Origin of the sequence: Amycolatopsis sp. NPDC006131 (genome assembly GCF_040614175.1) — a bacterium.
In the GTDB taxonomy this organism is placed as follows: domain Bacteria; phylum Actinomycetota; class Actinomycetes; order Mycobacteriales; family Pseudonocardiaceae; genus Amycolatopsis_E; species Amycolatopsis_E tucumanensis.
The window spans coordinates 41,545-52,605 of sequence record NZ_JBEXTX010000049.1 but is presented as its reverse complement, the minus strand read 5'-3'; the positions used below and the strand labels follow the sequence as shown (position 1 = coordinate 52,605).

The 11,061-nt window shown below is 67.8% G+C and carries 12 protein-coding genes and 1 riboswitch; of the genes, 9 read left to right on the top strand and 3 right to left on the bottom strand.

Translation table 11 applies throughout. The features are described 5' to 3' along the window. Together ABZ215_RS23995 and ABZ215_RS23990 are read right to left on the bottom strand one after the other, a co-directional pair. On the bottom strand, positions 1 to 1,001 hold a 1,001-nt coding region (locus ABZ215_RS23995), incomplete at its 3' end, for a cbb3-type cytochrome c oxidase subunit I (protein ID WP_354951736.1). Positions 1,002 to 1,115: 114 nt separating this feature from the next. Then, positions 1,116 to 3,599 carry an AMP-binding protein gene (locus tag ABZ215_RS23990; RefSeq protein WP_354951731.1) on the bottom strand — a complete coding sequence of 828 codons (2,484 nt, stop codon included), beginning with the start codon at positions 3,597 to 3,599 and terminating at the stop codon, positions 1,116 to 1,118. A gap of 257 nt (positions 3,600 to 3,856) precedes the next feature. Here ABZ215_RS23990 and ABZ215_RS23985 point away from each other — a divergent pair, with 257 nt between their 5' ends. From ABZ215_RS23985 to ABZ215_RS23960, 6 genes are all read left to right on the top strand, one after another. Next, positions 3,857 to 4,765, top strand: coding sequence for an iron ABC transporter substrate-binding protein (locus tag ABZ215_RS23985; RefSeq protein ID WP_354951729.1), 909 nt, complete (start codon positions 3,857 to 3,859; stop codon positions 4,763 to 4,765). A 47-nt stretch (positions 4,766 to 4,812) separates the two neighbouring features. Continuing rightward, positions 4,813 to 6,348 carry an iron ABC transporter permease gene (locus ABZ215_RS23980; RefSeq protein WP_354951727.1) on the top strand — a complete coding sequence of 512 codons (1,536 nt, stop codon included), beginning with the start codon at positions 4,813 to 4,815 and terminating at the stop codon, positions 6,346 to 6,348. Further along, positions 6,345 to 7,409 carry an ABC transporter ATP-binding protein gene (locus ABZ215_RS23975; RefSeq protein ID WP_354951725.1) on the top strand — a complete coding sequence of 355 codons (1,065 nt, stop codon included), beginning with the start codon at positions 6,345 to 6,347 and terminating at the stop codon, positions 7,407 to 7,409. Before ABZ215_RS23980 ends, ABZ215_RS23975 begins: the two co-directional genes overlap by 4 nt. Positions 7,410 to 7,452: 43 nt before the next feature. Beyond that, positions 7,453 to 7,622: riboswitch (cobalamin riboswitch) on the top strand. A gap of 30 nt (positions 7,623 to 7,652) precedes the next feature. Beyond that, positions 7,653 to 7,889: a CbtB-domain containing protein gene (locus ABZ215_RS23970; RefSeq protein ID WP_354951723.1), complete on the top strand. Its 237-nt coding sequence runs from the start codon at positions 7,653 to 7,655 to the stop codon at positions 7,887 to 7,889. 10 nt (positions 7,890 to 7,899) lie between these two features. Beyond that, positions 7,900 to 8,637 (top strand): CbtA family protein, encoded by a 738-nt coding sequence (locus ABZ215_RS23965; RefSeq protein ID WP_354951721.1) that lies wholly within the window; start codon positions 7,900 to 7,902, stop codon positions 8,635 to 8,637. A gap of 360 nt (positions 8,638 to 8,997) precedes the next feature. Further along, positions 8,998 to 9,573: a VanZ family protein gene (locus ABZ215_RS23960; RefSeq protein WP_354951719.1), complete on the top strand. Its 576-nt coding sequence runs from the start codon at positions 8,998 to 9,000 to the stop codon at positions 9,571 to 9,573. Positions 9,574 to 9,713: 140 nt separating this feature from the next. Here ABZ215_RS23960 and ABZ215_RS23955 read toward each other — a convergent pair whose 3' ends face one another. Then, on the bottom strand, positions 9,714 to 10,028 hold the full coding sequence (locus tag ABZ215_RS23955; protein ID WP_354951717.1) for a hypothetical protein: 315 nt from the start codon (positions 10,026 to 10,028) through the stop codon (positions 9,714 to 9,716). A gap of 297 nt (positions 10,029 to 10,325) precedes the next feature. Here ABZ215_RS23955 and ABZ215_RS23950 point away from each other — a divergent pair, with 297 nt between their 5' ends. From ABZ215_RS23950 to ABZ215_RS23940, 3 genes are read left to right on the top strand one after another with little or no spacing between them, the layout of a single operon-like run. Next, positions 10,326 to 10,502, top strand: a complete 177-nt coding sequence (locus ABZ215_RS23950; protein ID WP_354951715.1) for a hypothetical protein — start codon at positions 10,326 to 10,328, stop codon at positions 10,500 to 10,502. Then, a complete protein-coding gene (locus ABZ215_RS23945) occupies positions 10,502 to 10,711 on the top strand; it encodes a hypothetical protein (RefSeq protein WP_354951713.1) in 210 nt (69 codons plus the stop codon). The genes ABZ215_RS23950 and ABZ215_RS23945 overlap by 1 nt, the downstream gene beginning before the upstream one ends. 7 nt (positions 10,712 to 10,718) lie before the next feature. Further along, complete coding sequence (locus ABZ215_RS23940) at positions 10,719 to 11,048, top strand: DUF1707 domain-containing protein (protein ID WP_354951711.1); 330 nt, start codon at positions 10,719 to 10,721, stop codon at positions 11,046 to 11,048. Positions 11,049 to 11,061: the final 13 nt, after the last annotated feature.

Below are 11,061 nucleotides of genomic sequence, written 5' to 3'. Positions count from 1 at the left end.
GTCGGGACCGCGATCAGGAAGGTCATGAAGGAGAAGAACGGCAGCAGCACGGCGCCGGTGGCGTACATGTGGTGCGCCCACACCGCGACCGACAGGGCCGCGATGGCGAGGGTGGCGTAGACGAGGCCCTTGTAGCCGAAGATCGGCTTGCGTGAGAACACCGGGATGATCTCGGAGACGATGCCGAAGAACGGTAGCGCGAGGATGTACACCTCGGGGTGGCCGAAGAACCAGAACAGGTGCTGCCAGAGGATCACGCCGCCGTTGGCGGGGTCGAACACGTGTGCGCCCAGTAGGCGATCGGCGGCAAGGCCGGCCAGTGCCGCGGTGAGGATCGGGAAGGCGATCAGCACCAGGATGCTGGTGACCAGGATGTTCCAGGTGAAGATCGGCATCCGGAACATCGTCATACCGGGCGCGCGCAGGCAGACAACGGTGGTGACCATGTTGACCGCGCCGAGGATGGTGCCCAGGCCGGAGACCATCAGGCCCATGATCCACAGGTCCGCCCCGATACCGGGTGAGTTGATCGCGTTCGACAGCGGCGTGTAGGCGAACCAGCCGAAGTCCGCGGCTCCGCCCGGGGTCAGGAACCCCGAGACGACCATCAGGCTGCCGAACAGGTACAGCCAGTAGGACAGCGCGTTCAGGCGCGGGAACGCCACGTCCGGCGAGCCGATCTGCAGCGGCAGGATGAAATTGGCGAACCCGAACACGCTCGGTGTGGCGTACAGCAGCAGCATGATCGTGCCGTGCATGGTGAACAGCTGGTTGTACTGCTCCTGCGACAGGAACTGCAGGCCCGGCCTGGCCAGCTCGCTGCGCATCAGCATCGCCATCGCGCCGCCCACCATGAAGAACCCGAAGGACGTGACCAGGTACATGATGCCGATCTGCTTGTGGTCCGTCGTGCGGAACAGCCGCAGCAGCAACGAACCCTTCGGTGGCACTGTCGCCACGGGTAGGGGGCGCACCGTGATGGGGGCGGGCTTGACGACCATGGGTGGACTCCGTTCCTGCGGCCCGAACCGCACATCGGCGATTCCACGGCTCATACTATGGAAGATAGTAGTAGTCGGCCGAACGTGACTGGAGGGCGCCGCCTGCTTCGTCGGTCAGAGAGGCAACCGTCGCCTCAGTCGGCTCAGGACCTGGACTGCTCGCCAGGTGATGATCCCTGCTGTCAAGCTGATCGCGACGACAGCGATCAGGGCGAGGTGCGGCAGGAGCACGGGGTACACGGCGTAGTGGGTGAGGTAGATGTACAGCGAGGCGGCGGCGAGGAGTGCGACTGTCCGCGCCACGATCCTCGGAAGTCGAATGCAGGGCAGCAGGACCAGCAGGAGCAGGCCGCCGAGAATGACAGCCTCCCGGCGGGGATCGGCGAAGTAGTCGGCGACCAGGATCAGGGCCGCGCCCAGCACAAGGAGCTTCCGGGCACTCGTGCCGGCGCGTTGCGCGAGCCAGCCCAGTGCGAAGAACCACACCGTTCCCTGGGCGGTCATCGCACGCTCCGGGAAGCCTCCCGCATCGTCGGCGAGCATGCGTGCCGCGATCGCGACGGCCAGCGCGAACAGCGCGGCCGTGAAGCGGTGGTCGCGCTCGAACCGGCGAACGGCGGGGATGCTGAACACGGCGGCCAGGACGAGGAGCAGTTGCACCAGGACTTCGATGTACCAGTACCCTGTTGCGCCCTGCCGGAGATAGTTGTTGATCAGCAGCACGTTGGCGAGCACCACGTCCGGCTGGCTCATCGAGCGCCATGCGATCCACAGGATGGCCGGAATGGCGATCCGCACCGCGCTGCCGAGCACGTGCCTGCCTGGATGAGTGCCGTCGCCCCGCGCCAGCGCGAACCGGGCGAAGTTCCAGCCGGCGATCACCAGGAGCAGGTGCGCGCCGCCCAGAATGCGGAAGAGTCCCGCGTGGGTGCCGACGACCAGGATGATCGCCAGGGCACGCAGCACGATATCGGTCTCCACGGCGACGCTCGCCCGGATGTGCGGCCGCCGATTCTCCAGGTCACGAATCGGCGTGAGATGCCAGTCGTCAGGCAGATGCCCGAGCACTCGTTCGAGTGCGATGCACATTTGCACGTACGACAGCGAATCGCCCCCCAGGCCGACGAACGTGTCGCTGCCCGAGACGGTCGGTAGGTTCAGGACAGTGGTGAACGCCGCGCGCACCGTTCGATCCCGGCCTGGCTCCTCGCGCTCGTGCGTCAGGAGGGCCTGGTAGTCGATCTTGCCGTTGGTCAGCCGGGGGAACTCGGCGATCGCCTGGACGCGGACAGACCGGTGCGGCAGACCGAGACGGGTCGCCACGAGATCACGGACAGCCCCTGATGCCCGCCTGGTACGTACCGTGACCACCAGGACTTCGTCGGTCCCGGTGCATACCGCGTCGTAGCCCGCCTGCTGAATCGAACGCTCGAGGAAATCCAGGTCGATGCGTTGTCCGAACGGCTTGATGAAGCGGCTCTTGCGCCCGGTCACCTCATAGAGCCCATCCGGTGCGCGACGTGCGAGGTCGCCGGTCGCCAGCTCGACGACCGTACGTCCACGGGCAAGGTCGGCCGGCTGGTCCGCATAGCCGAGCATCACGTTCGGGCCGTGGTAGATCAGCTCTCCGTCACCCCCGTCGTCGGCCGGGCGGATCTCGAACCGGCCTCCCGGCACCGGTTTGCCGATGGCCGAGGGTCTGGACGCGGCGAGTTCGGGAGGCAGGTAGGCCATGCGGGCGGTGGCTTCGGTCTGGCCGTACATCACGAAGAACCGCCACCCGTCACGCGCCCCCAGTGCGGCGTAGCGGCGAACTGTGCCCGGCTCGAGCCGGCCGCCCGCTTGGGTCACGTAACGGAGGGTCGGCAGGTCCAGCCTTTCGAATCCGATGCGATCGAGCAGTTCGAAGGTATGGGGAACGCCGTGCAGGGACGTCCCGCCGTGCTGCTGGAAGAAGTCCCAGAACCGGGGTTCGACAACCGAGTCGCCGGTGAGCAGGATCGCCGCGCCGCGCAGGAGGTTGCTGTTGATGACCGACAGCCCGTAGCAGTACTGCATCGGGAGCGAGAGGACCGCTCGGTCATCGTCGCGGATGTCCAGGTACCCCGCGATGGCTGACGCGTTGGCCTCGAGATTTGTTGCCGACAGGCGAACGAGCTTGGGCGAACCGGTCGACCCCGAGGTCGACAGCAGCAGAGCGAGTTCGGGGTGGAGGGTGTGCGCGGTTCCCGTCCGGCGTTCGTCCCATGTCGCAGCGCCTGTGGTGTGGTCTATGACCACGTCAGGGTCGTACCGGCCGACGAGGGCGTTGAGATCGCCGGCGTGACTGAGGAGCACGGGATGCCGACCGTGGAGGCATCCCAGGTAGGCGACCAGGGTGTCGAGGTCGTTGGTCCCGGCGACGACCACCAGTCGCCGGGCAGCGCCCAGCCGGTCCGCGGTGGCCTCGACGCGTTCCGCGAGGTCCTCGTAGGTGATGGCGAGGCCGCCGGGAGTCACCACGGCCAGCTGGTGCGCGTGCTCGCGCAGCGCGTGCACGAAGGACACTCCCGGCACCCGGCCCGGCGGAATCTCCCGTGAAGTGACCTGATTGTCCACTACGACTTCACTCTCGGCTGAACGGGCAAGCAAGCAAGGCTAACCAAACAATCCGGGTCCCGGGTCTGTGATCTGCCCCATGATGTCGACTATCGTGCCTAGTACTAAGGTTGCCCTGACCTAACTTCTGGTGTTCGTCGAGATGAGGCTTGATGCGGCGGTCCACGAAAGCGATTGCGGCGGCGGTGAGTGCGCTGCTCGGCATGACGGTTGCCGGGTGTGGTGGCGGGGCCGCGTCGGGCGGAGACGCGCTTACCTTGTACAGCGCGCAACCCGCGGCCAAAGCCATGGTGGACGGGTTCACCAGCGAGACCGGGATCAAGGTCGACATCCGGTCCGGTTCGGACTTCGAACTGGCCAACCAGATCGTGCAGGAAGGCGACGCCTCCCCGGCGGACGTTTTCGTGACCGAGAACTCGCCGGCGATGAACCTCGTGGAGTCGAAGGGGTTGTTCGCCAGGATCGACGACGCCACGGCCGCCCAAGTACCCGAGCGGTTCGTCCCGTCCAGTCGCAACTGGGTCGGCTTCGCCGCCCGGTCGACGGTGCTGGCCTACAACGCCAAGGCGCTGACGCCGTCGCAATTGCCGGCTTCGATCATGGATCTGGCGCAGCCGCAGTGGAAGGACAAGATCGGCATCGCCGCGGCGGGCGCCGACTTCCAGGCGATCGTGAGCGCGGTACTGGCGGTCGAGGGGGAAGCGGCGACGCAGGAGTGGCTCGCCGGTCTCAAGGCGAACGCCAAGATCTACCGTACGAACAACGCGGTTCTGACCGCGGTCAATTCCGGGGAGATCCAAGCCGGAGTGATCTACCACTACTACTGGTTCAAGGACCGGGCCGGCTCCGGAGCCATCAGCGGGAACACCGAGCTGAAGTTCTTCGGCGGCAAGGATCCGGGTGCGTTCGTCAGCACCTCCGGCGCGGGCGTGCTCAAGAGCAGCACCAAGCAAGCGCAGGCGCAGCAGCTGGTGAGGTACCTGACCGGGCGCAACGGTCAGCAGATACTCGCCGACAGCACCGCGCTCGAGTACACCGTCGCGAACGGTGCCGCCGCCAACCCGAGGCTCAAGCCCTTCGCCGAGCTCGACCCGCCCGACGTCGATCTGGCGAAACTGAACGGCCCGATGGTGGTGGACATGATGCAGAAGGCGGGGCTGATCTGAACCGGCCGTCAGCGGCGGGCCCAGCCCTCGCACACCGGGAGCGGGTGGTGGCGCGCGCCCGGTGGCAGGCGGGCATCGTCGTCCTGCGGTTGTCGGCCGCCGTGGTGGGCCTGCTCGCGCTGGTGCCGCTGGGCTTCGTGGTCGCCTACACGATCAGCACCGGCTGGGGCGAGGTCGAACGGCTGGTCTTCCGTCTGCGCACCGTCGAGCTCCTGTGGAACACCATCCGTCTCGTCGGCGGATCGGTGCTGCTCTGTGCGATGATCGGAGTCGGCGCCGCGTGGCTCGTCGAGCGTACGACGCTGCCGGGACGCAAGGTCTGGCACGTGCTGCTGGTGGCCCCGCTGGCCGTGCCGGCGTTCGTGAACAGCTACGGCTGGGTTTCCGTCCTCCCGGAAGCCAGCGGATATCTCGGTGCCCTGCTGATCGTGACATTGTCCTACTTCCCGCTGGTCTACCTTCCGGTCGTGGCCGCGTTCCGCGGGCTCGACCCGGCGCTGGAGGAGAGCGCCCGCACGCTCGGCCTCGGTCCCGCGGCGACGTTCTGGCGCATCGTGCTGCCGCAGCTGCGTCCCGCGCTGCTGGGTGGGTGCCTGCTGGTCGCGCTGCACCTGCTGGCCGAGTTCGGCGCGCTGCAGATGCTGCGGTTTCCCACCTTCACCACGGCGATCTACGACCAGTTCCAGTCCTCCTACAACGGGCCCGCCGCCAACATGCTCGCTGGTGTGCTGGTGTTGCTGTGCCTGCTCTTGTTACTGGGTGAGCTCCGGCTCCGCGGCCGTGCACGCCACGCCCGCGTGGGCGCAGGCTCGGCCCGCAGGGTCACGCCGACCAGCCTGCGAGGCGGGACTGCCCCGGTCTTGCTGGCGCTGGCGGTCCTCGTCGGCCTCGCGCTCGGGGTGCCAGTGGGCAGCCTCGTGTTCTGGTTGGTCACCGGCGCCTCGACCGGTGTGCCGGTCAGCGACTTGTCCTCGGCAGCGGCTGCCTCGCTCGGGCTCGGTGGCGTGGCCGGGGTCGTCACCGTCGTCGTGGCGATCCCGGTCGCCTGGCTGGCGGTGCGGCATCGCGGCTGGTGGGTGACGCTTGTCGAGCGCTGCACGTACTTCGGCAGCACCCTGCCGGGGATCGTGGTCGCACTGGCGTTGGTGACCGTCAGCATCCGGATGGTCCCCGCGATCTACCAGACCACGGCCTTGCTGATCGTGGCGTACACGATCCTGTTCCTGCCCCGCGCGGTGGTGAACGTGCGGTCGGCGCTCGCACAGGTTCCGCCCGAACTGGAGGACGTCGCGCACGGTCTCGGGCTCAGCCGCCTCGCGACCCTGCGCCGGGTGACACTCCCGCTCATCGCACCCGGTCTGGGGGCGGGCGCGGCGCTGGTCTTCATCGCCGCGGCCACGGAGTTGACCGCAACGCTGCTGCTGTCTCCGATCGGTACCCGGACGCTGGCCACCGAGTTCTGGAGCTACAGCAGCAGCGTCGAATACGGGGCCGCCGCTCCCTACGCCGCCGTGATGGTGCTGCTGTCCGTGCCCGCGACGTACCTGCTCACCCGCGACCCGAGGAGGGCGACCGAAGGATGACCGCGTTGACGGTGACCGCGGTGACCAAGGCATTCGGTGCCATCAGCGTCCTCGAGGGCGTCGATCTGCACGTGCCGGCCCGTGGCATCACCGCCGTCCTGGGCCCCTCGGGATGTGGCAAGACCACGCTCCTGCGGCTGATCGCCGGTTTCGCCGACCCCGATTCGGGCACCATCGCCTTCGGTGACCACCCGGTCTTCACCGCAGGCCGATCGGTCCCGCCCCAGCGGCGCCGGGTCGGTTACGTTCCGCAGGAAGGGGCGCTCTTCCCGCACCGCACGATCGCCGACAACGTCACTTTCGGGCTCGCCCGCCAGGCTCGCCGTACCGGTGATCGCCTGCACGAGCTGCTGGATCTGGTCGGTCTCGACAGCGATCTGGCATCGCGTTACCCGCATCAGCTGTCGGGCGGCCAGCAGCAACGCGTCGCACTGGCCCGGGCACTCGCGCCCCGGCCGTCCGTCGTGCTCCTGGACGAGCCGTTCTCGTCCCTGGACGCCAGCCTCCGTGACGGAACGAGGCGAGCCGTGATGCGTGCTCTGCGTGCCGCGGGAGCCACCGCCGTCCTGGTCACCCACGACCAGGCAGAGGCGTTGTCACTGGCCGACCAGGTTGCCGTGATGCGAGCAGGACGGCTGGTCCAGCTGGACTCCCCGGCGGAGCTGTACCGCCGCCCCCGCGATCCCGCGGTGGCCGGCTTCGTCGGAGAAGCCGTCCTGCTGCCGGCCGACATTCACGACGGCCGTGCGGCCACCGCTCTCGGGACTCTTGCCGTCTGCGGCCCCGCGGTAAACGGGCCGGCAGACGTGCTGATCAGGCCCGAACAGATCCAGGTCCACGAGACCGCGGTCACCGACGGTGCCGACGCGATCGTGGGCGAGGTCAGCTTCTACGGCCACGATGCCGCACTCCGGCTGGACCTCGTGCCCGATGGTCCGCGGGTTGTCGCCCGGGTGCCTGGCAGCGACCTTCCGGGTGAAGGGGCCAAGGTGCGGCTCACCGTCGCCGGCGAGGTGCTCGCCTTCAGCCGTGATGACTCATGTGACAACTATCATCGATAGTGGATTTCACCCGATGCCGGATTGACGGCGTATCACTCGAGCAGCGATGCTGGCCGCCACAAGTGCAGATCGAGGCGACGGTGAGCAGGAACCCGGTGTGAGACCGGGACGGTCCCGCCACTGTGACCGGGAAATGAGCCCCGCAAGCCGGCGACGGCCGGGTCGGGTGATGAACCGGAAGTCAGGAGACTGACCCGTCGTCCTCCCGAATTCGGGGCGTGTGAACCCCGTGAGGAGACCGTCATGACCACACCTGCCGCGTCACAGGCAGTGCCAGGTTCGCAGCTGCTGACCAATCGTTTCCGTGATCTCGTGATCGCCGGACTGGCCGTCGCGATCGCCTTGCTGGCGCTGTACGCGATCTTCCTCGACCAAGGTGCGTTGCTGTCGCCGGTCCTCGGCGATCTCGCATCGACGATGAACTACATCCACGAGTTCGCCCACGACGGCCGGCACCTGCTCGCCGCGCCCTGCCACTGAGGCGGGCGAGATGTCGTTGCTGTCCTCCCTGGGCCGGGGCCTGCTCGCCGGCGGCGGTGCGGGTTTGCTCTCCGGGGCCTTTTCCTGGTGGCTCGCCGAGCCGGTTCTGGATCGCGCGGTCGAGCTGGAATCGGCCAGACAAGCGGCCGCGAACGTGGCGCAGAGCGCGGAAGTCTTCGGGCGCGCCACTCAGCACGCCGGACTCCTGTTCAGCGCGACCGTCACCGGTCTCGCGTTCGGTGTCCTGTTCGGGGTGGTGTACGCGCTGCTCCAGCACAAGCAGCCCGGGGACCGGGCGTGGCCGCTCTCGCTCCGGCTGGCCGGGGCCGGGTTCCTGGCCGTGGAATTCCTGCCGTTCCTGCGTTATCCCGGTAACCCGCCCGGCGTCGGTGACCCCGCCACGGTCTCCTTGCGGGCGAACGCGTGGCTCACCGCGATCGGGGTGAGCATCGTCTTCGTGGTCGCGGCTTGGCAGCTCAACGGTCATCTGCGTCGCCGTGGTGTGCCAGACCCGCTGGTGCAACTCGTTTGTGCCGGCGTGGTGGTCGCGGGACTGGCCACTTTGTTCCTGTTGCCGGACAACCCGGACCCCGTCGCCGCACCGGCATCCCTGGTGTGGGACTTCCGGCTGCTGTCGCTGGCGTCGTTGGGCCTGCTGTGGGCCACACTCGGTGCGGGCTTCGGTCTGCTCGCCGAGCGGGACCGCGGTCGCCTCCGATTCTCGCCGGCGGCGAGCTCAGGAGTGTGAACGAAGCGGAGTACTATCGCGAATAGTAAACTGCCGTGGTTCGTCCGGCATGCCCGGAAGGTGGTGGACAGGTGAGCCAGACGCCGATCTACGAGACGGTGCTGCGCGACCTCCTGAAGCTGTCGCCGGACAGGTCACCACTTCCGGGCAGTCCGGCGGGGTGGTCGTACCGGGACCGCCGACCCGATCGCGGACGGCATCGACGGCGGGAGACCGGTGCCGACGGTTCCGTGGGCCTGAGGGTGTCACCCGGCTGATTGTTTACGGCCGGTCGCCCACCGCGTGTGTCGATGAGGGCGCCGTTCGCGAGGAGTGAGGGTGAGGGTTTTCGGCGCTCACGTGCCCGTGTCCGGTTGGACCATGGTCGTCCTCGTGGTGGGCGGCATCGTCAGTGTGCTCCTTGCGGCACCGCTGGCCCGGCGCCGCGGCTGGCGGCGTGACGGGGCTCTGATCTCGCTGCTGTTGTCGACGGCCGTCGCGTCGGTGACCCTGACGCCGGGCGACGAGCCGCACACCAACGGTGTGAGCAGTTGTCTGCCCGATGACCTGGCGGACTTCGGCCACGACATCGTCCATTCGGGCGGCGGGATCGCAGCCGATCTGCTGAACCTGTTGTTGCTGCTCCCCTTGGCCGGTGCCGTCGTGGTGACCTTCGGCCGAATTCTTCCCGCGGTGTCGGTTGCCATCCTGCTCCCGACGTGCATCGAGCTGGCACAGGTCCAGATTCCCGGCCGGTTCTGCAGTCTCTCTGACCTCGCTGCCAACGTCGGGGGTGGGTTGATCGGCGTGGTACTGGGTCGCGTCGCGCTGGGCCTGCTCCGGACGCGGTCACGCAGAGCAGCGCAGCGCGCGGGCAGTTCAGCTCTCGTCGACAGTCGAGGCGATTCGCAGGCCGACGGCGGCTACGACAAGCCCGATCAGCACGTAGAGGGCTGAGTGTCCCTCCGGGAAGTGCCGCAGGCTGGTCTTCTCGGTCAGCCAGTTCGCGAGGGCGATCGCTGTCCCGAGAACGACGAGTGCGTATCCGGTCGTCCGGGTCGCCCGCGGGCGCGGCAAGTTCGCCATGACCCCACCCGTCAATAGCCGCCTCCGGTCGGGGAAGGCGGGGACGTGCCGGCCGGGCCGGTACCACTAATGGTGATCGTGGTGTCCATGCCCTGTTGCTTGTGGTTGCCGACGGGGCAGTAGAGCTCGTAGGTGCCGGGCTGCAGGGTGACCGTGAGGTCGGCCGACTGCCCGCCCCGGAAGGTCGTGGTGCGCTCGTCCAGGCCGCCTGGGCCCACGATCTCCAGCGCGTGCGTGGTCTGCCCGTCGTTGCTGGTGGCGAAGGTGTAGGTGCCCGGCGGGAAGGCCTGCTGCGGCAGTTGGATGGCGAACTCGGTCAGCTTCACCGGTATCTGCGTCCGGAACCCCGTCGCCGAAGGCTGCGCAGCTGGCGGCTGGGTTGCCGGAGCCGAACTGCCGGATGGGGTCGTTCCGCCGCCACTGCATGCCGTCGCTACCAAGGCGAACGCTCCAAGGGTCACGGCCGGCGCGGTCCTGCGTCGTAGATTCGGCATCGTCACGCCCTGCCTTCCGCTCGCGGGATCTCGACCTACTGCTCAGCACCGTAAACCGGAAAGTGGCGTTGTGTCACGGACCTGTCTACTATTTACGTACGTAGATAGTAGAGCTTTGCGGGAGGATCGATGGCGTCCTGGTTGTACGGCATTGCGGTGTTGGCCTGCCCTGTCGGTATGGGCCTCATGATGTGGATGATGGGACGCCGCGGTGATGCCGACACGCAGCAGGTCGCGCAACTGCGCGAGGAGATCAACGAACTCAAGGCCGAGCGCGCCCGACGGCGTGTCGATCAGGTGTCCTGATGCCGACCTGGCTCGCTGCGGTGATCGCGCTCGGCGCGCTCGCCGCGACGTACTTTCTGTGCTGGCGCCCCATGGTTCGAGGGCGGGGGCGCTGCGGGCTCGCCGCATCAGATCGCGATCGGGAGATCGCGGCACTGCGCCAGGAACTCCGCGATCTGCGTACCGAAACAATGCCGGACGGGCGAGCAGTTGATCCGCTCGATCGGTGAGGCAGGAATGGTGATGGGACCGGGGATTCGGGCTTCGGACGAGGACCGCGAGCGAGTTGTGGCGACCTTGCGGAGGGAAGTCGGAACGGGACGCCTGACGTTGGACGAGTTCTCCCAGCGCGCCGAGGATGCCTACCGGGCGCGCACGGTCGGTGAACTCGAGGCGCTCACACTGGACCTGCCTGCGGTACCCCACGTCGCGGCACCATCACCACTTCCATCGCCGCTCATGATCGCCGTGGTGCTCGCCGTCGTGCTGATCATGGGCGCGTTGATCCTGTCCGGGTTCATGTCCGCGCCCTACATGGGGCACATGATGGGGTCGATGGGCCACTGATCCGGACGCCATG